The following is a 21,459-nucleotide window of genomic DNA, read 5'->3' as shown; positions in this document are numbered from 1 at the left end:
ACCCGGAGAGGAGGAACAGCATGCGCAAGAGCGTCGTCGAGAACGACCCGATCAGCGGAAACCGGGAACAACTCCGGTCGAAGCCGTCGGTCACCGTCAGTGTCTCCGTGAAGTTCTGATCAGGTCACGGTGTGTGGGACGGGGCATTCCCGTACGGAATCTCCTGTCCCGCACGCCGTCACCCACCTTGGTGGTACCGATCCGGTCGCCCGGCGGCCGGCACAGCAGGAGGATGACGTGCGGATCGTGCTGGTCAACATGCCGTGGGCGTCGATCGACGTGCCGTCCCTGGCGCTCGGGATCCTCACCACGAGCGCCCGGCGGCACTTCCCGGACGCCGAGGTGGAGGTGATCCACGCCAACCTCGACTATGTCGACTGGGTGGTGGACCGCACCGAGTTCTCGATCAACGACTATCACTACTATTCGCTGTTCACCTACTTCGCCGGCTGCGGCGACTGGGTGTTCTCCGCCGCGCTTCACGACGACCCCGAGTGGCGGGTCGCCGAGTTCACCGAGCGGGTCGGCGACCAGATGTCCGACCACGAACGGGACCTGACCGTCGGGCTGCACCGGATGGCCCCGGCCTTCATCGGCGAGCTGGCCGAGCGGATCGTCGCCACCCGCCCGGACGTGGTGGGCTTCACCTCCACGTTCCAGCAGAACACCGCCGCGCTGGCCGCCGCCCTCTACGTCAAGCGGCTGGACCCGGCGATCACCACCGTCTTCGGCGGCGCGAACTGCGACGGCGCCCAGGGCGCCGCGATGCACCGCAACTTCCCGGCGGTCGACTTCGTGGTACGCGGCGAGGGCGAAGCCGCCTTCCCGCAGCTGTTGACCGCGCTGACCCGAGAACCCGCAGCCGGCGCCGAACCGTTCGCCGCCGTCGAGGGCCTGTGCTGGCGCGACGCCACCGGGCGGTCGGTGGCCAACCCGATGAGCAGCCGTCCGCTGCCCCCGGCCGACATCGTGGCGCCGGACTACGCGGGCTACTTCGAGCGGCTGGCGTCCTCGCGGGCGCAGAGCTGGGTGGAGCCCAAGCTGGTGGTCGAGGGCGCCCGCGGCTGCTGGTGGGGCGAGAAGCACCACTGCACGTTCTGCGGGCTCAACGGCTCGTTCATGCAGTTCCGCAGCAAGGAGGCCGGCCGGTTCCACGACGAGATCCTCGCCCTCGCCGAACGGCATCAGGTGCTCGACATGTTCGTCGTCGACAACATCATGGACATGGGGTACGTGCAGACCCTGCTGCCGCGCCTGGCGGAGTCCGACTACGACCTGCGGCTGCAGTACGAGATCAAGTCCAACATGCGCGGCGCCCAGGTGCAGGCCCTGGCCGACGCGGGACTGGTCAGCGTGCAGCCGGGCATCGAGAGCCTCAACGGCCGGGTCCTGAAGATCATGGACAAGGGCGTCACCGGCTGTCTCAACGTCCGGATGCTCCGTGACGCCGAGACCAGCGGCATCACGGTGGCGTGGAACTACCTCTACGGCTTCCCCGGGGAGAGCGACGACGACTATCTCGGCGTGATCGCCCAGATGCCGGCGTTGCACCACCTCGCTCCGGCCGACGGCACCTCCCGGATCGCCATCGAACGGTTCAGCCCGTACTTCAACCGCCCCGAACTGGGCTTCGCCGATCCGCGCCCGGCCGCGCAGTACCGGATGAACTACGACCTGCCCGAGTCGGAGCTGATGGACCTGGCGTACATCTTCGACGTGGCGCCGCAGGGCATCGGCGGGCGCACCGAGACGCTGCTGGCCGAGGCGGTGTCCGAGTGGCAGTACGAGTACGCCCGCAGCCGGCTCACCCACCACGACCTCGGCGACGAGATCGTCCTGATCAGCCGGCGACGGCACTTCGCCTGGCGGGTCCACCGGCTGACCACGCCGCTGGAGCTGGCCCTGTTCCGGCTGCTCGACCAGCCGCACGGCCCGGCGGCGGCCGCCCGGCGGCTCGACGTCGACCCGGCGACGGTCGACGCCCTGCTGCACCAGTGGCGCCGGCTCGGCATCGTCTTCACCGACGGCAGCCAGTTCGTGCACGTCGCGCCGGTCGCGATGAACCAGCACCTGCTGCGCATCGACCACCTGCACCCGGAACGCAACGACGGCGAGCCGGCCGAGCCCGCCGACCGTGCCGATGCGCTGACCGCCGCCTGAAGGAGCACAAGCGATGACCGTCCACCACGCCGCCCCGCTGTCCGTGCACCTGGCTCGCGACGCCGACCCCGCCGGCGGGGCGCGGATGGCGCTGGGCACCGCCGATCTCGCCGAACCGCCCGGCGAGGCGGTCGCGGAATGGTTCCGTGCGGGAGTCCGGCACGTGACGCTGCCGTCCCCCGTCGACCTGGCCGACCCCCACCCGGCGACGCTGGCCGGGTTGCTGCTGGTCCGGGAGGCGACCAGCCACGGCATCTCCGTCGACTGGCGGCTCACCCTGCCCGGCGACGGCGCGGACTGGCGGGTCTACTCGCACCTGCATCCGCCGGCGGACCTGCGTACCACTGAACCCGGCGAGAACGCCGAGCACCTGGCCGAGTGGCGGCGCACCTTCTACATCGACAAGTGCACGTACCGGCACGGACCGGGATTCGTCCAGGTCCGGGACCGGCGGACCAGCAAGCTGAACCTGCTCACCATCGACGATCCGGCCTACCTCGCGGTTCTCGACGCCACCCGGGACGGAGCGCCGATGACCGCGGTGGATCTCGACATCGCCCGGGACTTCGCCGCCGAGGGCCTGCTCACCAAGCTCGCCGACACCCTGGTGTGGCTGCCGTACCGGCTGCGCCGCTGGCCCCTCCCCTCCATGATCGTGTGACGGCCGGAGCCGGCACAGGCTTGTGCCGTCAGGACGCCGCATCCGCGCCCGGGCAAGGGCTCTACGGGTTGGTCGCGGCAGCGAGGGTGACGAACGCGACGGGCAGGCCGAACAGGACGAGCCACACCCACCATGCCGGTCTGCCCCGCTTCTGCCACACCCACACCAGCACGGGCGCCAGGAAGACGAGATCGACGAAGAGGGCGAAGAATCCCAGCGCCATTCCGTGCCCGAACTGCTCGCCGGGCCCGGTGGTCGCGACCGCTTCGCCGTCCGGCAGGTAGAGGAGCCCGAACAGCAGGAGCAGGATGGTGAATCCCACCCCCAGCCGGCGGAGAAGGGTGCCGAGTCGCCGGAAGCAGATGGCGAAGAGCGCGCACCAGACGGCCGGGAACAGCGCCGTGGCCAGCCCGGACAGCGTCAACGCCACCGGGGTGCAGGTGGTGACCGCGCAGGCGAGTTCTCCCGAGCCGTCACGGACCCGCAGTCCGTAACGCAGCACGAGCCACGCCATGGCCACGAACGCGGCGACGCCCACGCCGACCACCGGGCCGGCCCAGCGCGGGCCCTCGTTCACCCGCTCGACGGGGCCGTGCACGTCACGCCGATCACTCATCGACGGGGAGCATACCGGCCGCCGGCCGCACGGGGTGCGCCCAGAGGATCCGCACAGGGCCGGAGGGGCGCAGCCACCGCGACACGAGCACGCGATATCGGCCTGCGGGACGGCGGAAGGCCTGGTGGAGAACTGGTACGTTGCCGCCCATGGCACGATGGCACCTCGAACGACAGGCCGGCCCGGAGGCAGACCACCCGCGGCATCCCGGCCGGGTGACCACCCGCGTCCTGCAGATCCTGCTGGTGCTCTACCTGCTCGGCGCGTTCACGACATTGATCTCCGCGGTGATCCGGACCGGAGACTACGCGGCGTTGTTCGCACCCGGCCTGGAACGGCTCGGGGACCCGAAGGACTCGATCCCCTCGCTGGGGCCGGAGGTCTGGTGGAACCCGCTGGCCTGGTTCGTCGCGGTCCCGTTCGCCGTGGCGGTCTTCCTCTTCCTCGTGCTGCCCCCGGCCGCCCTGTGGGTCGCGGCGCTGTCGCTGATCAGAGCCCGCGGCCGGTCGATGCGGGCGGCGGCCTGGATCGCGGTGTGGACGGCGGTGACCGCGATGGCGTACTCCGACTACGGCGCCGACCTGCACCGCTGGATGCTGGACTGAACCCACCCGGGACCGCCGGTCAACGGCCCCCACGGAGCCCCTGTCCGGAAACTCCGGGCAGCCCCGTGCTGGGATCTTGATCTGGTGGTCTTGTCGTACCCGGCCCCTACGATGTGCCGATGACGCGATTCGTGCAGCAGCCCGGCTACGAGGGCGCGGAGTTCATCGACCTCTCAATGGCCGGCGCGACCTTCCGCGAGGTGGATCTCAGCGGCGCCCGGATGCGTGGCGTGCTGCTGTTGGACGCCGACATCGACGGGGCGATCGACGGCCTGCGCGTCAACGGCGTGGAGGTCATGCCATTGATCGAGGCCGAGCTGGATCGCCTGCACCCCGAACGGCTGCGGCTGCAGCCGGCCACACCCGAGGCGATGCGCGACGCGGTGGACGTGATCGAGGAGCTTTGGCAGGCGACGCTCCGGCGCGCAAGCGTGCTGCCGGAGGAAGCCGTCCACAGGTCAGTGAACGACGAGTGGTCGCTTGCCCAGACCCTGCGCCACACGATCTTCGTCGTGGACGCGTGGTATGGCCACGCGGCGGCCCTTCGCCCGAACCCGTTTCATCCGATCGGTCTGCCCGCATCGTTCATCACCAATGGCGCCGAGTTGGGCATCGACGAGTCGGCCGCGCCCACCCTCGGCGAGATCCTCGCCGTGCGCGCCGAGCGGATCGCCGATCTGCGCGCATATCTGGCCGAGGTTACGCAGGAGGAGCTGGACCGCGCGCGGGGGCCGAACACCGCGATCGGCTGCCCGCCGCCCGCCGAACGGACGGCGGTCACGTGCCTGCGAGTCATCTTCAGCGATCAGTGGAAGCACGTGCAGTTCGCCAACCGCGACCTGGCCATCCTGGAACAGGAGTATGCGTGATGCTCCGGCAGGGCCACTGCGGCACCGATGTGGTCGGTGCGACACGTCGCGGTGGTTGCGTGACACCCTTCTCATCGCTTACCCATCGGCTCCCCGAACCGTAGGCGCATGCTCCGCCGGCTGCCGGATCGAGCCCACTGCCGGGGGCAGCGTCAGGTGACCTCGCCCAGAACATACCGAGCAGCCTCGGCGACCAGAGTGTCGTCGGCTTCGGTGGCACGGCCGGTGCGGCTGGACATGACGGAGATCAGAACGGGAGCGGCGGACGGCGAGGGCCAGGCGAGAGCGATGTCGTTGGCGACGCCGTACACGCTGCCGGTGCCCGTCTTGTTGGCCACGGTCCAGCCGCGGGGGACGACCGAGCGGATCCGGTTCTTGCTGGTCGACGTCCGGTCGGCGCGTTGCATCAGGTCGCGAAGATAGGCACGGGCGTCGCCGGAGAGCGCGTCGCCCACCACGATCGTCCGGTAGTCCGTTCCGATGGCCCGGGCCGAGGTGGTGTCGCGCTGGTCGCCGGGTTTCCACTCGGCGTGCAGGGCCGGCTCGGGTCTTGACCGAGTTCCGCCAGTGCGCCCAGGCGGTACGGGTGTGCGTCGAGCTTTACCGCAGCCTGCGGCACGCCCCCGGGATCGTCCCGCGCACGGCCGCCGAACAGGTGGGCGCCCGCTACCTCACCGGGGTCTCGCGCGCTCTCTGACCGGTCACCGCCGGGCCGGGAGGGAACCTCGCAGACCACCGCCACGTCCCAGCCTGAGACAGCCCGGCGACTCGAGGAGCAGCCTCCATGCACGTACGAACGGCCGCAGCGGCCGCCGCCCTGTTCGCCGGCGGCTGCGCCCGCGCCGGCACGGACGGTCCCGTTCCCGCCCCCGTCCGCAGCGGCCCCTCGGCTCCCGCCGTCCACGACCGCTGGGAGTCCTGCGACAAGGCGGCGCCCGCCGCGGCGGACAGACTGTTCGGTGACGCTCAGGACGCGCTCGCTCTGCCCCTTCTCGGCGACGGCTTCGCACCGGTGTCCGCGGTCGTCTGCCGTACCGGCATCCGGGAGCGGCCGGGCGGCGGCACCGAGATGACCGCCGAGGAGGCCCGCGCCGACGACCTGACCGCGTTGCTGCCCACGCTGCGCCTGCCGGACGAGGCCGCCACCGCGGAGGCTTGCACCATGGACCTGCCGGCGGTGCCGTGGCTCGTGCTGCTCGACGGTGACGGCCGCTGGATCCGCCCCGGCGTCCCGGTCGACGCCTGCCGCAAGCCCCGCCGGGAGTTCCGCAATGCCTACGAGAAGCTGGGGACCACCACGGTGACGAGCCGGGTGGTGCGGCAGATCGAGTCCGACGAGGCAGCCCGCAGCGGCTGCTCGCAGAGTTGGGCGGACATGGCGTGGACCATGGGCGGTTTCGAGGACAGGCCGAAGGGCACGCTCGCACCGCTGCCGGAGGTCACCGCCGTCCACCGTTGCGTCTACGACGTCCCGGCCGGCGAACGAGGCAGCGCCAAACCGGCCGGTGACTTCCGGTCCGGCGGTCCGCTGCCCGCGACCAGTTGGACCGCGATCCGGGCGGAGATCCAGGCGTCCGCGGCCGGCGTCACCACGTGCGGCACCCCGGCCGGCAGGTTCGCCGTCCTGCACCTGGCCTCCGGCGGCACCATCTACGCCGAGGCCGACGGCTGCCGCCGTATCCTGATCGAACCGGCGAACGGCTCCAGCGTCTACCGCCAGAGCAGCACCCGCCTGACCTCACTGCTGTTCCCGTAGTTCCGTCCTGAGTGCCGTCGGCGTCATTCTCGTTGGCCGGAAGCGGTGACGGCTGGGAAGCTGCTCCCATGGTGACCTTGATCGACATTCCTGACAGCACACTCGTCTCGGCGGCGCTGGAGCATGCGCGCGCGAACCTCCGGCACATCCCCGACGACGGGTGGGAGCTGCAGGCGTACGGTCTGGACTGGACCTGCCGGGAGACGATCGCACACGTCCTGGACGACCTGGGCTCCTATGCGATGCAGCTGTCCGGGGCACACCGCCGTGCGGGCTGGACCCCGCTGATGGAGTTCGCGCTGTCCCCCGGACGCCCTCCGTGCATGTTCTGGCCGGAGGAAGAGGGTGGAACACAAGCCGTGCTCGACTGCCTGGACGCTGTCGGGGGTCTTCTGGTCGCGGTGATCGCCAGTGCGCCCGCCGACCGCGTCGGCTGGCATCCGTACGGGAATCCCGACCGCTCGGCGCTGGCCGCGATGGGCATCGTCGAACTGGTCCTGCACACCCGCGACATCCTGGGAGCGCACCACATCGACTATCGGGCGCCGGCACAGCTCGTGGAACCGTGCCTGGATCGCATCTTCGCGCACGCCGAACGTTCCGGCGACTGCTGGCAGGACCTGCTGGCCGCCACCGGGCGTACCCCCGGCAGCCGAGGACGCGCCTGGCGCTGGGACTCCTCCGCCCGGCCCGTTCGCTGACCGGTCATCGCTCGAACAGGCCGTCCGGTTCCACATGGTGCCGTGCCCCGGCAGACCGGTGAAGCCGTTCCGCGTACCGTCGCAGGCAGGTTCCAGAGGCCTCAGCGGCGTCCGCCGAACTGCCAGTCGTGCACCTCGACGGCGGCGTACCGGCCGGCGGTGAGGACGGCGCGGGCCTGGTCCGGGCCGGGCGCGCGGATCAGCAGAGCCGTGCCCAGCCACCGGGCGCCGTCGTCGGACAGCATCGGCCCGTAGGCGATCAGCTCGTCCCTGCCCGGCGGGACGGCCAGGTCGGCGGGCTCCCCCGCGCCGAAACCGAACACCAGGTACCGGTTGCCGCCGGTACGGCCGCCGGGGAAGTCCCACATCGTACGGCCGAGAAGGTTGTCCCACCGGCGCAGCAGAACGTCGCGGTAGACGCCGGCCTGATAGTTCGGTTCGTCGAAGGCGAACGCCCTGGCCGCCGCGGGATCGGGCAGGTCGACGATGTGCAGGCTGCCGGTGGCCGTCTCCCCGCCCGGCCCCAGCGTCGGGCCGCGGGCGATCAGCCGGTCGGCGAACCGGTCCATGTACGCCCAGTGCGCCTCGGCCAGCTCGTCACGCAACGCCATCGACCCCGGCCGGTCCCGGTGGTAGGACAGGAATTCCATTGCGGCAGTGTGCCTGACACTGTGCAGGGATGACACCTGGCTTCGAGATCACCGTGGCGGCGGACGCCGGCGATCCGCGCGGTCTCGCCCACTCCGTGCCCCCGGCGGCGCTGGCCGCGCTCGGTGGCGTCGCCGACGTGCACCTGATGACCATGGTTCCGGGGTCGGTCCGCGGCAACCACGCGCACGCGCGCAAGTGGGAGATCCTGGCGGTGCTGCACAGCGACCGGTGGGAACTGCACTGGCGCGATCCGGGTGGCGAGCCGCAACGACGGGAGTTCACCGGCCGCGGCAGCGTCACCGTGGTGGTTCCGCCACTGGTCGGGCACGCGCTGCGCAACACCGGGGCCGCCGATCTGACGCTGACGACGTTGTCGCCGGCGCCTTACGACCCGGAAAACCCCGACAACATTGCGGTACGGCTGGCGTGACGGACTCGGTTTTCCGGACGTTCTGCCACATCAGCGACTACAACGAGGCCGGGTACGCGAATCTGCACCGGCTCGTCGCGGGCAGCAAGCCGCTGGTGCTCTGGGCGCCGTCCAGTGTGATGCTGCGCGCCCACGGCAGCATCACGGTCGAGGAGTTCCTCACCCTGCTGCGGGAGGGCCTGATCCGCGTCATCGGCCGGGAGAGGTGGCTGCTGGACCGGTCCTACCGCAACCGGCGGGCGGAGAGCTGGCCGGCGGCGGCCTGGGACGAGGAGATCGACGGCGAGATCCATCGGTTGTACGTCAACGAACTGCACGTCGCGGACCCGTACGCCAAGACCGTGATCGTCGCCGAGGACGAGCCGGGCCGTGACTGGGCGGAGGACATGGTGTCCCGCGATCCCGGTCTGATCGATTTCTGGCAGGGGGTACGCGCCCGCCCGGACGTGGCCGACTGCCTCCCGGGCGGCACCCTGGAGGCGATCGAGCGGGACGGCCTGGCCCCGGAGGCGGCGACGCTGCGGATCCTGCGGGACGCCCGCAACCACGGTCAGGCGGTACGGGACGCCGCCGCCGACGTGCCGTTCCTGCTCAGCCGCGCGGACCGGCGATTCCTGGAGATCCTCACCGAGTCGCGGCTGGGCGGTGCGCCCGTACCTCCGGACGGCGGTGTCCCGTTGCGGGCCGCGCCCACCGACACCCTGGCCGAGCAGCTCCTGGAGGTGCTGGGCCGTCTCGACGAATGCCGCGACGATCACGGGGTGCTGCCGTTCATCCGCCGTAAGGGTCACGACGCGCTGATCGACTGGCTGGTCGGGTTCAAGACGCTGATCGAGGGCGGGTCGACGATCGATCAGAACGCCCTGATGCGGGACCTGGCGCTGAAGGCCCGCCAGTCCCGGCGCCACGGCCTGAGCCGGTACCTCGACGGCGGCAGCGTCGTCACCGGATCGCTGCTGACCGCGGGCGGAACCGTCCTGACGGCCGGTCAGTTCGGCCAGGATCAGGGGTTGATGAACACGCTGGGGCTGGCGCTCAGCGGGGCCGCGTTCGTCAATCTGGTGGTCAAGGAACTCGGTCTGGCCGAGGGCTCCTACGACGGTGAGCAGTGGCCGTACCTCTACACCAACGGCAGGAAGGCGACCCGCCGGAGCCATCGGGCCATGCTGGACCATCTGGCCGCCCGCTGAGCCTGCCGTTCAACCGTCCGCTGCATTCTGACGCCACCGCGAATCGACCGACAACAGGGCCTCGGCTGAGACGGGGAACAGCATTTCTCAGTAAGCGCACAGGTTCAGGAGAGAAACATTCGGTGTCGGCACACTGCACCTCTTGGCATGTGCCGACGACCGGAAAACCATCATGTCTCCAACGGTTCGCCATCCCGGTCGCCCATCTCGACCTCTTCGACGAACGCCCGGACCTCGGAGTCGTCACGGGTCGCCATCAGCGCCGCTTCCTGGTGCTCGGTGAGCGCAAGGAACATCCCGCGGCATGCCATGGCCAGCAGGGTACGGGAGCGCCCAGCTTGACGTTCCAGCTGAAGGCACTCGCTCAGCGGCATGCTGTCGGTCCCCAGCCGGCCTGCCATCGCAGCGGCCGGCCCGAGCGCGGTCAGCGGCAGATCACGGCGTCGCCGGGTCTCTCGGAGCACCGGATGCGATGGGCCCGCCATCAGGCCGGCCGCCGCAACAACACCGGCGGGTTCAGCACATCCGGCGCCAGCATGGTCTCGGCCTTTGCTCAGCGGAATCCGGTGAGTGACAGCAAGGCGTATCCCCCTGCGGTCAGCGGAAGGGCGAACAGCAGCGCGAGCCCTCGCTGGGGCCATGATCGGCTCACCAGCACGGTGAGTGCCACCCCTGACGCGATCAGGACAGCGGTGTACCCGACGGTGTCCGCGGTTTCGTAGTTCGGGTCCCCGATGCGCGTCAGCTGCATCGATGCCTCGGCGAACAGCACCGCGCCCGGCATGGCCGCGGCGGCAGCGCGAAGACAGCCGCCGGTTCGCGCCAGTACGCCTGCCGCACCGAAGACCGTGCCGGCCACCACGCCCAGCCCCATCCAGAAGACTGCGGTGGCGTTGTACGTGTTCGCCAGGGCATCGCGCTGGATCAGCGTGGCGGCGAGGTAGTAGCTCGGCACGGCCACGACCAGGCAGACGATCGCGCCGAGAATGCCGATCGGCAACGTCCATCGGCTGAGGAAGGTGAGCAGGAACGCCACCACGGCCCAGACGGCGATGGAGTTGCCCAGCCCGCCGAACGGGAAAGGCACATACTTGATCCATACGAAGTCGAGGACGCCCAGGAGGACGCCCGCGAGGGGGCCCACCACGGCCACGTTCCGGTTGATCGTCATGATCGTTGATCGTAGGAATCCGAGGAGCCCGGCACATCGAACCGCGGATAGACCACGCGGCCCGATGACCGGCCGAAAGGCTGACCGCCGGCGGTCAGCCACCGAGGGCGGCTGACCCGGCGCCGAACCGGTGGCTGAGGCTGTCGGCAAGCTCGCGCAGGGTTCGCAGATCGTCCGGGCGCATCCCGGCCGGACGGCCGCTGGGGCGGGGGCGGGTCCCGCGCCGGGCGGCGGTTTCGGAGGCGGCGACGGTCACTGCGATCTGGACGGGCCGGTGCAGGTACGCGGTCAGGGTGAGATTGATCGACGGGCGGAGCCGGGACTCGATGGACGCCGGGCGTCGCCGGCGGCCGCCACGTGGTCGCGGATGGTGTCGTGGATGCCCGCGCGGTTGTACAGCTGACCGGCGAGCACCCGGTTCGCCTGCGCATCAGCGGGGTGGGCCGAAACGATCGCCTCCACGGCGGCGACGGCGCCGTCGGCATGAGCCCGTGCTTCGTCGAACCGGCCGGCGGCTCGCGCTCGCGCCGCCATCCCGGCCGGCTCGTTGACTTCCCGCTCGCGGTCGTATCGAGTCGGTTGCATGCCGCACGACCGCTATCTCGCGCTCGACGGCTTCCAGGCGCTCGATCCGGCGTACCCGATCCGGCATGTCAAACTCTCAGGCTCGTAGCCTCCAGCAGGGCGTGGACGGCGCCGGTGTCGCCGGTGACGGTGACACCGGTCAGCGGGGCGCCGGCGATGACCACGGCCTTCCAGGCGAGGGTGGTGGCGGTGACGTGCGCGTCGACGCCGGCGGGGATCGGCTCCTTGCGGACCGTCGTGCCGTCCGGGCCGAGCGTCGCCAGATATTCGACCGGGTCGTTGCCGCCGGTGCGGGAGTCGGTCAGGGCCAGCGCGACACGATGGGTCGCCGGAACCGGGCGGGCGTGCGCGCGCATGGCCAGGACCAGGGTGTCCGGGCTCATGTCGGCGTCGATCGGCAGCGTGGGTGAGCCCACCGCCCACCGGGACAGGGCCGCGTTGACGGTCTCCAGCTCACGGCCCCAGTCGGTGAGGTCGTAGACGGTGACGTCGGCGGGGCGGGGCAGCGCCCGCCGCACCACGATCCCGGCCGATTCCAGGTCCTGCAGGCGGCGGGAGAGCGCGCCCGGCCCGATGCCGGGGATGTCGCGCTGGATGTCGGCGAACCGTTTCGGCCCGAGGATCAGCTCGCGGACGACGATGAGCGCCCACCGCTCCCCGATCAGGTCGAGCGCGTGCGCCGAGGCACAGCCGTCGTTGTAGGACCCGTACGTCCTTCGTGTCGCCACCCCAGCAGTGTAGCTATTTGCATGGTAGCCCCAACTACTGTTTTAGTAGCACCATGACCGCCGACGTCTGGACCACCGTTCACCACGAGCGCCGCGCCCTCATCCGGGACCTGGACACGCTGACCCCGGAGCAGTGGGCCACCCCGACCGCCTGCACCGGCTGGGACGTGCACGACGTCGTCGCCCATCTCGTCGACACCGCGAAGACGACCCGGCTCGGGTTCCTCCGGACCATGGTCGCGGCCCGCTTCGACTTCGACCGCCAGAACGCCGCCGGCGTCGCCCGCGAACGCCGCGCCGACTTCCGGGACACCCTCGCCGAGCTGCGCGCCGTGACCATCCGCACGAGCACCCCGCCGGCGCCGCTCGCGACCCGCCTGGTCGAGGCGTTCGTCCACGGTGAGGACATCCGCCGGGCTGCCGGATTGCACGGCGACTACCCGGCGGATCAGGTGGCCGCGGCGCTGGAGTTCCAATTGCGTACGGCGGTGGGGATGGGTGGCGGCCGGGAACGCGCCCGCGGCCTGCGCCTGGTCGCCGACGACGCCCCGGTGGACAGTGGCACCGGTCCGGAGGTGACCGGGCCGGCGATCGCCCTGCTGCTCGCAGTCTCCGGCCGCCCCACCGGAACCGGGGAGATCACCGGCCCCGGCGCGGAGACTCTGCGTGGGCGGAGCACGGTCAGCGGGTGAGCGCGACGCGGGCCAGGGCGACGGCGTCGTCCAGGTCGGTGGGCGCGTCACGGTCGCTGGACGCCGCGTTGGCGGTCAGGGACACGGCGACGTCGCTTTCCGGGCAGTAGAGGGCGACCGCGTTCCAGAAACCGGCATGCCACCAGCACTGCTCCCCCGCCACGGTGACCGCGAAGACGCCCAGGCCCGCCCGGCCCAGATAGGGGTCCCCGGTGGGCACGGTGGTCAGCATGGCGCGCAGCGCGGACCTGCTGACGACCCGGCCGGCGAACAGCGCCCGGTAGAACCGGTTGAGGTCGGCCACCGTGGACACCAGGCCGCCCCCGCCCCACAGGTCGAAGGAGGGGTCGGCGTCGTGGAAGTCGACGTCCAGGCCGGCCGGAGGAATCACGAAGTACTGATGAGCCGGGGACGGCGCCCGCCGCGGAGCGGTCTCCAGAGACTCGAACCAGGTGGACCGGAGGCCGAGCCGGTCCAGGCCGAGCACCTGCCGGTACGCCCGCGCCTGCGGCAGCCCGGTCACCCGCTCGACGGCCCGGGCCAGGAGCACGTATCCGGTGTCGGAGTACCGGAAGGTTCCGGCCGGCTCCGGGCTGCTGTGCCGCATCGCCCAGGCGACCTGCTCGGCCGGTGTCCATCGCCGGCGCGGGTCGCTCAGGACGGCTTCCTGGTATTCCGCGTGGACGTGGTCGCCGAGGCCGCTGGTGTGGTTCAGCACCTGCCGCACCGGTATCCGCTCCGGGTGGTAGCCGCCCTGGCGCAGCAGAGTCGAGTACGGCGCGGGCAGGTACCGCCCGATCGGGGCGTCGAGGTCGATGCGGCCCCGGTCGGCGAGGGCGAGCACGGTGGCGGCCGTGAACGTCTTGGTCACCGACGCGAGCCGGAACGGATGCGCGGGTGTCAGCGGCCGGGCGCCGGACCGGTCCGCACCGCCCACGGCGGCGGCCCAGTGGAGCCCCGGCGCGTCGACCCGGGCGGCCATGCCCGGCGACGCGGGTGTCGCGGCGAACTGCCGTCGCAGCACGTCACGCAGCGAGGACGTCACCGGTGAGGCCACCGCGACCGCCGGGGTCAGGCCGATCAGGAGCGTCCCGGCAGCGATCACGGGGAGCAGGCGCGAGGCGAGGAATCCGGTCATGCCGCCAGCATCGCCGGATCCCGCGCCGCGGACAGTACGGCTGGACATACACCTCGGGTATGGCTGGCACTACCTACACGAAGCCGCTGCGGTGGGCCAGGACGACCGCGCCGATCCGGTCCCGCAGGCCGAGTTTGGTGAGGATCCGGCCGACGTGGGTCTTCACCGTCGTCTCGCCGAGGAACAACCGGCCGGCGATCTCCGCGTTCGTCAGCCCTTCGGCGACCAGGCTCAGCACTTCGCGTTCCCGGTCGGTGAGCAGGTTCAGCCGCGGGTCCGGCGGGGCGGGCGCGGCGCCACCGAGCAGCCGGTCCACCATCCGCCGGGCCAGTGACGGCGCGACCATCGTGTCCCCGCGCAGGACTCCCCGCAGCGCCACCAGCATCTCGGCGGCCGGGGCGTCCTTGACGAGGAAGCCGTCGGCGCCGGCCCGGAGCCCGGCGAACGCGTGCTCGTCCAGGTCGAACGTGGTGATCAGCAGCAGCCGCACGCCGGGCAGAGTGGCGCGTACTCGCTCGGTGACGGCCACGCCGTCCAGGCCGGGCATCCGCACGTCCACCAGCATCACGTCGGGGCGGAGTTCGGTGGCCAGCGCGACCGCGGCCACCCCGTCCGCGGCCTCTCCGGCGACGGTGAGGTCGGGCTGGCTGCCGACGATCATGCGCAGACCGGCCCGCATCAGCTCCTGGTCGTCACAGATCAGCACCCGGGACGGCGGCGTGGTCGTCGGCATCCGCCCATCCTGGCGAGGCGGGGCTGTGAGCGGGCTGTGAGAGCGGCAGCGTCACGGCCACCCGGAAGCCGCCGCCGGGACGCGGCCCGGCCACCATGGTGCCGCCGGACCGGGTGACCCGCTCGCGGATGCCGGTGAGGCCGCGGCCGGACGACGGCAGGCGCGGCCCTCCGGCGGCTCCGCCGCTGTCGCGCACCTCGACCCGGACGGCATCGTGCCGCACCTCCACGAGGACCTCGGCTCTCGCGCCCGCGCCCGCGTGTTTCACCACGTTGGTGAGAGCTTCCTGGGTGATCCGGTACACCTGGGACAGCACTGTCGCCGGCACTTCGCCGGCCGGCCCGGACACGGTGAGCGCCGCGCCGGACCGGCCGGCGAGACGGTGCAGATCGGTGTCGCCGACGTCCAGCGCGGCGAGCAGCCGGCGCAGCTCGGTGAGCGCGGCCCGGCCGGTGCCGCTGACCAGTTCCAGGGTGTCGTGCACGACCGTGGGGTCCTGGTGGCGCATGAGCAGCGCGCCTTCGGCGTTGACCACCATCACGCCGATGCTGTGGGCGAGGACGTCGTGCAGCTCGCGCGCGATGCGGGCGCGCTCCTCGGCGACGGCGGCGCGCGCCAGAGCGGCACGTTCGGAATCGGCCAGCCGGGCCCGCGTCTCCACTTCGGCGAGGTAGGCGCGGCGGGCGCGGACGTATTCGGCGAGCAGCCAGGCGGTCGTGAAGGACAGCCAGTAACCGGCGGTGTCCCAGCCGAGTTCCGGCCCACTGACGTGGCGGGAAGCCCAGACGAGGACGAATCCGGCGGCGGCCGCGGCGGCGGCCGTGGCGGCCCGGCGATGGCCCCGGACCACCAGCGTGTACAGCATGATCTCCAGGGCGAGGTGGGCCAGCGGCAGGCGGTGCTGCCACACCTCGCCCAGCAGGGCCGCCCACGCGACGGTGATCACCACGGCGGTGGCCGGGACCGGATGGCGGCGGCGCCAGAACAGCGGCACGACCAGTCCGGCCAGGGCCGCGGCCTGGATCACGGCGGGCCGGCCGGGCGGCGGGTCGAACCCGGCGGCCACGGCGAGCAGGACGATCACGGTGACGTCGGTGGCGCGGGGGTGGGCGCGAATCCACAGTGGTATCCGGTCCATCCGCTCACGGTACGGCCGGGCCCGCCCTCGCCGGGTCCACCCGTGGGAGGACCCGGACCGCCCGCCACGACGACGCCCGGCGACAGATCCCGTTCGTACCGTCACCGCATGTCGATCTTCAAGCAGTTCCTGCTGCATCCCCGCTGGACCGGGGCGATCGCCGCGAGCTCGCCGGCGCTGGCCTTCGCGGTCACCGACGGGCTGCGGCTGCACGAGGCGCGTACGGTCGTCGAGCTCGGCCCCGGCACCGGCGCGTTCACCGCGAGCATCCTGGACCAGCTCCCGTCGTACGGCCGTCTCCTCGCCGTCGAGGTGAACCCGCACCTGGCCGCCGGCCTGCGGGACCGGTTCCGGGACCGGCCGCTGGACGTGGCGCACGCCGACGCCGTCCATCTCGCGAGCCTCGTCGACGAGCCGGTCGACGCGGTGGTGTCGGGTCTGCCGTGGACGGTGATGCCGCACGCGGCCCGGACGGCGGTGCTGGACGCGGTCACCGCCGTGCTGGCGCCGTCGGGCCGGTTCGCCACGTTCGCGTACGTGCACGCCGCCTGGACTCCCCCGGCCCTGGGCCTCGCCGGGGAGTTGCGGTCACGCTTCACGTCCGTACGCCGAAGCCCGGTGGTGTGGGGTAACCTGCCGCCCGCCTTCGTGCACCGGGCCGCGGCGGCGCGGAAGGCGGCCCGCCGATGATCAAGGTCGTCGAGCTCACGAAACGGTACCGGGACCGGCTCGCGGTGGACCGGTTGTCGTTCACCGTCCTGCCGGGGCGGGTCACCGGGTTCCTCGGCCCGAACGGCGCCGGCAAGTCGACCACGATGCGCCTGATCCTGGGCCTGGACACGCCCACGGCCGGTTCCGTGACGGTCAACGGCGAGCCGTTCGCCCGGGCCGCGTACCCGTTGCGGGAGGTCGGGGCGCTGCTGGACGCGAAGGCGGTGCACGGGGGCCGTACCGTCGCCCATCATCTGCTCTGCCTGGCCCGTGGCAACGACATCCCGCGGCGGCGGGTCGGTGAGGTCCTCGACATGGTCGGCCTCGGCGAGGTGGCCGGCAAGCGGGCGCACACGCTGTCCCTGGGCATGGGCCAGCGGCTGGGGATCGCGGCGGCGCTGCTCGGCGATCCGCGGGTGCTGATGTTCGACGAGCCGATCAACGGGCTCGATCCGGAGGGCATCCGGTGGATCCGGGATCTGATGCGGCGGCTCGCCGGGCAGGGGCGGACCGTCTTCGTGTCCAGCCATGTCATGTCGGAGATGCAGCACACCGCGGACCACCTGCTGGTGATCGGGCAGGGCCGGCTGGTCGCCGACTGCCGGATGGACGAGTTCATCGACCGGCACAGCCGCGCCGTCGTCCGGGTGCGCACGCCCGGGCCGGCCACCCTGGCGACGATGCTGGCCCGGGCCGGGGCCGAGGTGATCACCGAACCGGACGGCGCGCTGTCGGTCACCGGGCTGCCGGCGGCCCGGATCGGCGAGCTGGCGTGCGCCGGCCGGGTCCCGTTGCACGAGCTGGCGGCGGTGCCGACGTCGCTGGAGGAGGCGTTCATGAACATCACCCGGGACAGTGTGGAGTTCCGGGCCGGGAGCCCGCGATGAGCCGCCGCGCCGGTCTGGTCGCCGCGGTCCGCTCGGAATGGGCCAAGCTTCTGACGGTACGGTCGACGCGCTGGTCGGTCGTCGTGATGGCGGTCATCGCGCTCGGCCTGATGACGGTCATCGCCGCGACGGTGACCCGTGGCTGGGACGAGTTGACCCCGGCCGATCAGGCCTCGCTCGCCGCCCAGCCGCTGGACCTGATCCTGGCCCGCCCGATCGCGGTCGCCCAGATCGTGGTGGCGGTGCTCGGGGTGATGGCCGTCTCCGCCGAGTACACCACCGGCATGATCCGCTCGACGTTGCAGGCGCAGCCCCGGCGGCTGACCGTGCTGGCGGCGAAGATCCTGGTGATGGCCGGTTTCATGCTCGCCGTCGGGGAGGCGCTGAGTCTCGCCGCGTTCCTGGCCGGCGCCCCGATCGTCCGGGACCACATCCCGGTCGCCCTGGACGATCCCGGGGTGGCCCGCGGCGTGGCCGGCGCCGGGCTGTACCTGGCCGTCCTCAGCCTGTTCGCCCTGGCCGCCGGCGTGATCATCCGGCACACCGCGGGCGGGATCACCGCCGTGCTCGGGGTGCTGCTGGTGCTGTCCGAGCTGACCGCGCTGCTGCCGGACGACTGGGGCCGGCGGGTCGACGCGTGGATGCCGACCAACGCCGGCCAGCTGATCCTGTCGGCCCGGCCGGCGCCGGACGCCCTGCTCGGCCCGTGGCAGGGCCTGGCCGTCTTCGCCGGCTGGACGGCCCTGCTGCTGGGCGTCGCCGCCGTCCTCTTCCGGCGGCGCGACGTGTGACCGGGTCAGCCGAACAGCGTGCTCCCCCAGTAGCCGCCGTCGGTGACGCCCGGCGGGCAGGCGAACAGTCCACTCGAGACGTGCCGGACGTACTCGTTCATCTCGTCGCCGGCGGCCAGGCTGCGCTGCACCGGGACGAACGCCGTCCGCGGATCCCGCTGGTAGGCGATGAAGAACAGTCCCGCGTCCAGCCGCCCCAGCCCGTCCGACCCGTCCACGAAGTTGTAGCCGCGGCGCAGCATCCGGGCCCCGTTGTTGTGGTCCGGGTGCGCCAGCCGCACGTGCGCGGTGGCCGGGATCAGGTCCCCGCCGTCCGCGCCCACGGCGGTGAAGTCCGGCTCGTCGAACTCCCCGGCCGCCCCGAGCGGCGCCCCGCTGCCCTTGTGCCGGCCGACGATCGTCTCCTGCTCGGTCAGCGACGACCGGTCCCACGTCTCGATCAGCATCCGGATCTTGCGGGTGACCAGGTACGACCCGCCGGTCATCCAGTCCGGGCCGTCACCGGCCTGCACCCACAGGTGCTCGCGCAGCAGATCCTCCTGCTCCGCCTTGAGGTTGCGGGTGCCGTCCTTGAACCCGAACAGGTTGCGCGGGGTGGCCTGCCCGGTCGCTGTCGACGACGTACGCCCGAACCCGAGCTGTGACCACCGGACGCTGACCGTGCCCATCCCGATCCGCGCCAGGTTCCGGATCGCGTGGACCGCGACCTGCGGATCGTTGGCGCAGGCCTGGATCGCGATGTCGCCGCCGGAGATCGCGTCGTCGAGGGTGTCGCCGGTGAACTTCGGCAGTGGCTCGAGCGCGGCCGGCCGCTTGCCGGCGATCCCGAAGCGGTCCTTGCCGCTGGCGTCCCGGAACAGGGTGGGACCGAACCCGATGGTGATGGTCAGCGCGGAGGCGCCCAGACCGATCGCCTCGCCGGTGTCGTCCGGCGGCGCCTCCGGGATGCCGTTGACCGCGCCGATCTCACCGGCGTCGAGGCCCGCGGTCATCCGGGCCGCGGCCGCCGTCCACTCCCGCAGGGTGCGGACCAGCTTCGCCCGGTCCTTGGTGACCACGTCGAACGCGACGAAGTGCAGCCGGTCCTGCGCGGGGGTGACGATGCCTGCCTGATGCGGTCCCTGGAAAGCGACGGCGTCGGTGGCGGCCTCCGATTCCCCTCGGCTCATCAACAGAGCGCCGGTGAGCCCGGCCGCGCCCACACCACCGAGGGCGAGGGCGCGGCGCCGGCTGATCATGCCTTCTTGGCGACGACCGCCGCCACCCGGCTGATCGGCTCGGCGAGCGCGTTGATCGCGTCCGTGAGCTCCTTGAGGTCGGTCTGCGACAGGTCGGTGTGCAGCTTCCAGCCGTCGCCGGCCCGGTGCTTGCCGAGCGCCGTGTCCACGTTGGCGAACTCGGTGTCCAGGGTCTTCACCAGCTCCGGGTCACGCTCCTCGAGGACCGGCCGCAGCGACGCGATGGCCGCCTTCGAGCCGTCGATGTTGGCGTTGAAGTCCCACAGGTCGGTGTGCGAGTAGCGGTCCTCCTCGCCGGTGATCTTGCCGGAGGCGACCTCGTCGAGCAGCGCCTTCGCGCCGTTCGCGAGCTGCAGCGGGGACAGCTTCTCGGCGTTCGCCTTGGCCACGATCTCCTTGATGTCGGCCATCAACTGGTCGGCGACCGGGCCGGACTTCGCGATGTCGTTCTTCTGCCACAGGTCCTGCTCGATCTTGTGGAAGCCACCGAACTTGAGGCCCTCCTCGGTGACCTCCTCGCGGCCGTCGATCCGCGGGTCGAGGTCGCCGAAGATCTCCGCGACCGGCTCGATCCGCTCCCAGTAGGTGCGCGCCACCGGGTACAGCGCCTTCGCCTTCGCCGCGTCCCCGGCCTTGACCGCCGCGACGAATTCGCCGGTCTTCTCCTCCAGGGCGGCGGTCTGGCTCTTGACGTACCGCGAGTAGCTGTCGGTGGCCGCGAGCAGCGCCGCGTCGTCGGTCAGCGGCGCGGCCGAACCCGAGACGGTGAGCCGGCCGCGGATGCCCTTGCCGATCATGCCGGGCTTGCAGGCGGTCTCGTAGGTGCCGGCCGGCAGCTCGACGTGCAGGTTCCGGGACAGCCCTGGCGCGATGTTCTCGACCTCGGCCATCACCCGGTCGCCGGATGCGTACACGTAGAACTCGGTGACCTTCTGCCCGCCGTTGGTGATGGCGAAGACGCTGGTCCCGGCATCCACCTGGGTCTTGGCGACTTCGCAGCTGCTGTCGGTGGCCTTGACCGCGATCGGTCCGCCGGCGGCCTGCTCGGTGCCGGAGCCACCGGAACTACAGGCGGCGAGCGACCCCAGGGTCAGCAGGACGAGCAGGTTCGTCGGACGCACGGTCTCTCCTTGTGTTGCGGTTGCCATTGTTGAGAAAGAGCAGGAGTACGGGTACGGCGTACGCGCACCACGCGATCGTCTCCAGGACGCTGGCGGTCGGCGTGATGTTGACCATGCCGGTGAGCAGCGCGGTGTACCAGGCGGACGGGTCGAGGGTGCCGCTGACGTCGTACGCCAGGGTGTTCAGACCCGGCAGGACCCCGGACTCCTGCAGGTCGTGGACGCCGTACTTGAGGATTCCGGCGGCCACCAGGATCAGCAGCACGCCGGTCACGGTGAAGAAGACCGTGAGATTGATGCGTACGGCGGTCGCGTACATCAGGAACCCGATGAGGATCGCCGTGACGATGCCGCCCAGCAGCGACCACAGCGGGCCGCCGTTGACCTCGGCGCCCTGGACCGCGGAGTAGAAGATCAGCGACGTCTCCAGGCCCTCCCGGACGACGGCGAGGAACGCCATTCCGGCGACCGCGATCGACCCGACGGTGAGCGCGTCGGCGAGCTTGCCGCGCAGGTCACCGGCGATCGAGCGGGCGGCCTTGCGCATCCAGAAGATCATCGCGGTGACGAAGACGACGGCCAGGATGGAGGTCACCGCCTCGAACAGCTCCCGCTGGTCGTAGTCGCGCAGCAGCGTCGTGGACGTGTAGCTGAGCAGCCACCCGAACCCGACCGACAGCGCGACGGCGGCGCCGACACCGGCCCAGACCTGCGGCAGGCGGTCGGTGCGGCCGGCCTTGACCAGGAAGGCCACCAGGATGCTGACCACCAGGGTGGCCTCGAGCCCCTCCCGGAGGCCGATGAGGTAGGTGGCGAGCATGTTCCCCACTTCATTAGGCTTGCCTAAGCTATCTACTACAGACTGTAGATTAGGCAAGGCTTGCCTG

26 protein-coding genes are annotated in these 21,459 nt (G+C 71.6%); 13 read left to right on the top strand and 13 right to left on the bottom strand.

Translation table 11 applies throughout. The features are described from left to right. The first annotated feature begins 237 nt into the window (after positions 1 to 237). Together ACZ3II_RS27810 and ACZ3II_RS27805 are read left to right on the top strand one after the other, a co-directional pair. Positions 238 to 2,160 (top strand): RiPP maturation radical SAM C-methyltransferase, encoded by a 1,923-nt coding sequence (locus ACZ3II_RS27810; RefSeq protein ID WP_465520696.1) that lies wholly within the window; start codon positions 238 to 240, stop codon positions 2,158 to 2,160. A gap of 13 nt (positions 2,161 to 2,173) precedes the next feature. Further along, positions 2,174 to 2,821, top strand: a complete 648-nt coding sequence (locus ACZ3II_RS27805; protein WP_465520695.1) for a DUF5825 family protein — start codon at positions 2,174 to 2,176, stop codon at positions 2,819 to 2,821. Between the two features lie 61 nt (positions 2,822 to 2,882). Here ACZ3II_RS27805 and ACZ3II_RS27800 read toward each other — a convergent pair whose 3' ends face one another. Continuing rightward, a complete protein-coding gene (locus tag ACZ3II_RS27800) occupies positions 2,883 to 3,437 on the bottom strand; it encodes a hypothetical protein (protein WP_465520694.1) in 555 nt (184 codons plus the stop codon). Between the two features lie 149 nt (positions 3,438 to 3,586). Here ACZ3II_RS27800 and ACZ3II_RS27795 point away from each other — a divergent pair, with 149 nt between their 5' ends. Both ACZ3II_RS27795 and ACZ3II_RS27790 read left to right on the top strand, forming a co-directional pair. Continuing rightward, positions 3,587 to 4,042, top strand: coding sequence for a hypothetical protein (locus tag ACZ3II_RS27795; protein ID WP_465520693.1), 456 nt, complete (start codon positions 3,587 to 3,589; stop codon positions 4,040 to 4,042). Positions 4,043 to 4,161: 119 nt separating this feature from the next. After that, positions 4,162 to 4,911 (top strand): DinB family protein, encoded by a 750-nt coding sequence (locus ACZ3II_RS27790; protein ID WP_465520692.1) that lies wholly within the window; start codon positions 4,162 to 4,164, stop codon positions 4,909 to 4,911. Between the two features lie 152 nt (positions 4,912 to 5,063). Here the strand turns inward: ACZ3II_RS27790 and ACZ3II_RS27785 are convergent, their stop codons facing one another. Beyond that, positions 5,064 to 5,447 (bottom strand): serine hydrolase, encoded by a 384-nt coding sequence (locus ACZ3II_RS27785; RefSeq protein ID WP_465521286.1) that lies wholly within the window; start codon positions 5,445 to 5,447, stop codon positions 5,064 to 5,066. Between the two features lie 14 nt (positions 5,448 to 5,461). Between ACZ3II_RS27785 and ACZ3II_RS27780 the strand changes: the two genes are divergently transcribed. The 3 genes from ACZ3II_RS27780 (at position 5,462) to ACZ3II_RS27770 (ending at position 7,368) form a co-directional block, all read left to right on the top strand. After that, positions 5,462 to 5,608 carry a hypothetical protein gene (locus ACZ3II_RS27780; protein ID WP_465520691.1) on the top strand — a complete coding sequence of 49 codons (147 nt, stop codon included), beginning with the start codon at positions 5,462 to 5,464 and terminating at the stop codon, positions 5,606 to 5,608. 87 nt (positions 5,609 to 5,695) lie between these two features. Next, the gene (locus ACZ3II_RS27775; protein ID WP_465520690.1) at positions 5,696 to 6,667 is read left to right on the top strand and encodes a hypothetical protein; all 972 of its coding nucleotides are present in this window, start codon (positions 5,696 to 5,698) and stop codon (positions 6,665 to 6,667) included. A gap of 68 nt (positions 6,668 to 6,735) precedes the next feature. Further along, positions 6,736 to 7,368, top strand: coding sequence for a hypothetical protein (locus tag ACZ3II_RS27770; RefSeq protein WP_465520689.1), 633 nt, complete (start codon positions 6,736 to 6,738; stop codon positions 7,366 to 7,368). A gap of 101 nt (positions 7,369 to 7,469) precedes the next feature. Here ACZ3II_RS27770 and ACZ3II_RS27765 read toward each other — a convergent pair whose 3' ends face one another. Further along, positions 7,470 to 8,018: a YciI family protein gene (locus ACZ3II_RS27765; RefSeq protein WP_465520688.1), complete on the bottom strand. Its 549-nt coding sequence runs from the start codon at positions 8,016 to 8,018 to the stop codon at positions 7,470 to 7,472. A 29-nt stretch (positions 8,019 to 8,047) separates the two neighbouring features. Between ACZ3II_RS27765 and ACZ3II_RS27760 the strand changes: the two genes are divergently transcribed. Both ACZ3II_RS27760 and ACZ3II_RS27755 read left to right on the top strand, forming a co-directional pair. After that, positions 8,048 to 8,449 carry a polysaccharide biosynthesis C-terminal domain-containing protein gene (locus ACZ3II_RS27760; protein WP_465520687.1) on the top strand — a complete coding sequence of 134 codons (402 nt, stop codon included), beginning with the start codon at positions 8,048 to 8,050 and terminating at the stop codon, positions 8,447 to 8,449. After that, the gene (locus ACZ3II_RS27755; RefSeq protein WP_465520686.1) at positions 8,446 to 9,639 is read left to right on the top strand and encodes a hypothetical protein; all 1,194 of its coding nucleotides are present in this window, start codon (positions 8,446 to 8,448) and stop codon (positions 9,637 to 9,639) included. Before ACZ3II_RS27760 ends, ACZ3II_RS27755 begins: the two co-directional genes overlap by 4 nt. 170 nt (positions 9,640 to 9,809) lie before the next feature. On the opposite strand, the gene ACZ3II_RS27750 is transcribed toward ACZ3II_RS27755, so the two are convergent. The 4 genes from ACZ3II_RS27750 to ACZ3II_RS27735 all read right to left on the bottom strand — a co-directional run bounded on the left by ACZ3II_RS27750 (position 9,810) and on the right by ACZ3II_RS27735 (position 12,123). Next, positions 9,810 to 9,950, bottom strand: a complete 141-nt coding sequence (locus ACZ3II_RS27750; protein WP_465520685.1) for a hypothetical protein — start codon at positions 9,948 to 9,950, stop codon at positions 9,810 to 9,812. 242 nt (positions 9,951 to 10,192) lie between these two features. Further along, complete coding sequence (locus ACZ3II_RS27745) at positions 10,193 to 10,810, bottom strand: DUF6518 family protein (RefSeq protein ID WP_465520684.1); 618 nt, start codon at positions 10,808 to 10,810, stop codon at positions 10,193 to 10,195. 288 nt (positions 10,811 to 11,098) lie between these two features. After that, complete coding sequence (locus tag ACZ3II_RS27740; RefSeq protein WP_465520683.1) at positions 11,099 to 11,395, bottom strand: hypothetical protein; 297 nt, start codon at positions 11,393 to 11,395, stop codon at positions 11,099 to 11,101. Positions 11,396 to 11,463: 68 nt separating this feature from the next. Further along, a complete protein-coding gene (locus ACZ3II_RS27735) occupies positions 11,464 to 12,123 on the bottom strand; it encodes a winged helix-turn-helix transcriptional regulator (protein ID WP_465520682.1) in 660 nt (219 codons plus the stop codon). Positions 12,124 to 12,176: 53 nt separating this feature from the next. Here ACZ3II_RS27735 and ACZ3II_RS27730 point away from each other — a divergent pair, with 53 nt between their 5' ends. After that, positions 12,177 to 12,815: a maleylpyruvate isomerase family mycothiol-dependent enzyme gene (locus ACZ3II_RS27730; RefSeq protein ID WP_465520681.1), complete on the top strand. Its 639-nt coding sequence runs from the start codon at positions 12,177 to 12,179 to the stop codon at positions 12,813 to 12,815. On the opposite strand, the gene ACZ3II_RS27725 is transcribed toward ACZ3II_RS27730, so the two are convergent. From ACZ3II_RS27725 to ACZ3II_RS27715, 3 genes are all read right to left on the bottom strand, one after another. Then, the gene (locus tag ACZ3II_RS27725) at positions 12,805 to 13,953 is read right to left on the bottom strand and encodes a serine hydrolase domain-containing protein (RefSeq protein ID WP_465520680.1); all 1,149 of its coding nucleotides are present in this window, start codon (positions 13,951 to 13,953) and stop codon (positions 12,805 to 12,807) included. The two genes, ACZ3II_RS27730 and ACZ3II_RS27725, sit on opposite strands and share 11 nt — an antisense overlap. A 73-nt stretch (positions 13,954 to 14,026) precedes the next feature. Further along, positions 14,027 to 14,686 carry a response regulator gene (locus ACZ3II_RS27720; RefSeq protein ID WP_465520679.1) on the bottom strand — a complete coding sequence of 220 codons (660 nt, stop codon included), beginning with the start codon at positions 14,684 to 14,686 and terminating at the stop codon, positions 14,027 to 14,029. After that, positions 14,646 to 15,824 (bottom strand): sensor histidine kinase, encoded by a 1,179-nt coding sequence (locus ACZ3II_RS27715; protein WP_465520678.1) that lies wholly within the window; start codon positions 15,822 to 15,824, stop codon positions 14,646 to 14,648. The genes ACZ3II_RS27720 and ACZ3II_RS27715 overlap by 41 nt, the downstream gene beginning before the upstream one ends. Positions 15,825 to 15,932: 108 nt before the next feature. On the opposite strand from ACZ3II_RS27715, the gene ACZ3II_RS27710 reads away from it, so the two are divergent. The 3 genes from ACZ3II_RS27710 to ACZ3II_RS27700 are packed head-to-tail and all read left to right on the top strand — an operon-like array spanning position 15,933 to position 18,213. Next, positions 15,933 to 16,514: a class I SAM-dependent methyltransferase gene (locus ACZ3II_RS27710; RefSeq protein WP_465520677.1), complete on the top strand. Its 582-nt coding sequence runs from the start codon at positions 15,933 to 15,935 to the stop codon at positions 16,512 to 16,514. Further along, positions 16,511 to 17,422 (top strand): ABC transporter ATP-binding protein, encoded by a 912-nt coding sequence (locus tag ACZ3II_RS27705; RefSeq protein ID WP_465520676.1) that lies wholly within the window; start codon positions 16,511 to 16,513, stop codon positions 17,420 to 17,422. The genes ACZ3II_RS27710 and ACZ3II_RS27705 overlap by 4 nt, the downstream gene beginning before the upstream one ends. Then, positions 17,419 to 18,213, top strand: coding sequence for an ABC transporter permease (locus ACZ3II_RS27700; protein ID WP_465520675.1), 795 nt, complete (start codon positions 17,419 to 17,421; stop codon positions 18,211 to 18,213). The genes ACZ3II_RS27705 and ACZ3II_RS27700 overlap by 4 nt, the downstream gene beginning before the upstream one ends. Positions 18,214 to 18,218: 5 nt before the next feature. Here the strand turns inward: ACZ3II_RS27700 and efeB are convergent, their stop codons facing one another. Genes efeB through efeU form a run of 3 tightly spaced genes read right to left on the bottom strand, consistent with a single transcriptional unit; the run spans position 18,219 to position 21,392 of the window. Next, positions 18,219 to 19,451 carry an iron uptake transporter deferrochelatase/peroxidase subunit gene (efeB, locus tag ACZ3II_RS27695; RefSeq protein WP_465520674.1) on the bottom strand — a complete coding sequence of 411 codons (1,233 nt, stop codon included), beginning with the start codon at positions 19,449 to 19,451 and terminating at the stop codon, positions 18,219 to 18,221. After that, on the bottom strand, positions 19,448 to 20,572 hold the full coding sequence (gene efeO, locus ACZ3II_RS27690; protein ID WP_465520673.1) for an iron uptake system protein EfeO: 1,125 nt from the start codon (positions 20,570 to 20,572) through the stop codon (positions 19,448 to 19,450). Before efeO ends, efeB begins: the two co-directional genes overlap by 4 nt. Next, positions 20,517 to 21,392 (bottom strand): iron uptake transporter permease EfeU, encoded by an 876-nt coding sequence (gene efeU / locus ACZ3II_RS27685; protein WP_465520672.1) that lies wholly within the window; start codon positions 21,390 to 21,392, stop codon positions 20,517 to 20,519. Before efeU ends, efeO begins: the two co-directional genes overlap by 56 nt. Positions 21,393 to 21,459: the final 67 nt, after the last annotated feature.

The sequence above is a fragment of the Actinoplanes sp. NPDC019969 genome (assembly GCF_055562375.1).
The sequence above is the reverse complement of the archived record's forward strand: the minus strand, read 5'-3'. Positions and strand labels throughout refer to the sequence as shown.

Coding starts and splice junctions, on each gene's coding strand:
- efeB (WP_465520674.1), bottom strand. CDS start 19,451: ATGATCAGCCGGCGCCGCGCCCTCGCCCTCGGTGGTGTGGGCGCGGCC.
- ACZ3II_RS27730 (WP_465520681.1), top strand. CDS start 12,177: ATGACCGCCGACGTCTGGACCACCGTTCACCACGAGCGCCGCGCCCTC.
- ACZ3II_RS27710 (WP_465520677.1), top strand. CDS start 15,933: ATGTCGATCTTCAAGCAGTTCCTGCTGCATCCCCGCTGGACCGGGGCG.
- ACZ3II_RS27700 (WP_465520675.1), top strand. CDS start 17,419: ATGAGCCGCCGCGCCGGTCTGGTCGCCGCGGTCCGCTCGGAATGGGCC.
- ACZ3II_RS27770 (WP_465520689.1), top strand. CDS start 6,736: ATGGTGACCTTGATCGACATTCCTGACAGCACACTCGTCTCGGCGGCG.
- ACZ3II_RS27775 (WP_465520690.1), top strand. CDS start 5,696: ATGCACGTACGAACGGCCGCAGCGGCCGCCGCCCTGTTCGCCGGCGGC.
- ACZ3II_RS27745 (WP_465520684.1), bottom strand. CDS start 10,810: ATGACGATCAACCGGAACGTGGCCGTGGTGGGCCCCCTCGCGGGCGTC.
- ACZ3II_RS27740 (WP_465520683.1), bottom strand. CDS start 11,395: ATGCAACCGACTCGATACGACCGCGAGCGGGAAGTCAACGAGCCGGCC.
- ACZ3II_RS27790 (WP_465520692.1), top strand. CDS start 4,162: ATGACGCGATTCGTGCAGCAGCCCGGCTACGAGGGCGCGGAGTTCATC.
- ACZ3II_RS27760 (WP_465520687.1), top strand. CDS start 8,048: ATGACACCTGGCTTCGAGATCACCGTGGCGGCGGACGCCGGCGATCCG.
- ACZ3II_RS27750 (WP_465520685.1), bottom strand. CDS start 9,950: ATGGCATGCCGCGGGATGTTCCTTGCGCTCACCGAGCACCAGGAAGCG.
- ACZ3II_RS27765 (WP_465520688.1), bottom strand. CDS start 8,018: ATGGAATTCCTGTCCTACCACCGGGACCGGCCGGGGTCGATGGCGTTG.
- ACZ3II_RS27800 (WP_465520694.1), bottom strand. CDS start 3,437: ATGAGTGATCGGCGTGACGTGCACGGCCCCGTCGAGCGGGTGAACGAG.
- ACZ3II_RS27795 (WP_465520693.1), top strand. CDS start 3,587: ATGGCACGATGGCACCTCGAACGACAGGCCGGCCCGGAGGCAGACCAC.
- ACZ3II_RS27725 (WP_465520680.1), bottom strand. CDS start 13,953: ATGACCGGATTCCTCGCCTCGCGCCTGCTCCCCGTGATCGCTGCCGGG.
- ACZ3II_RS27715 (WP_465520678.1), bottom strand. CDS start 15,824: ATGGACCGGATACCACTGTGGATTCGCGCCCACCCCCGCGCCACCGAC.
- ACZ3II_RS27805 (WP_465520695.1), top strand. CDS start 2,174: ATGACCGTCCACCACGCCGCCCCGCTGTCCGTGCACCTGGCTCGCGAC.
- ACZ3II_RS27705 (WP_465520676.1), top strand. CDS start 16,511: ATGATCAAGGTCGTCGAGCTCACGAAACGGTACCGGGACCGGCTCGCG.
- ACZ3II_RS27720 (WP_465520679.1), bottom strand. CDS start 14,686: ATGCCGACGACCACGCCGCCGTCCCGGGTGCTGATCTGTGACGACCAG.
- efeU (WP_465520672.1), bottom strand. CDS start 21,392: ATGCTCGCCACCTACCTCATCGGCCTCCGGGAGGGGCTCGAGGCCACC.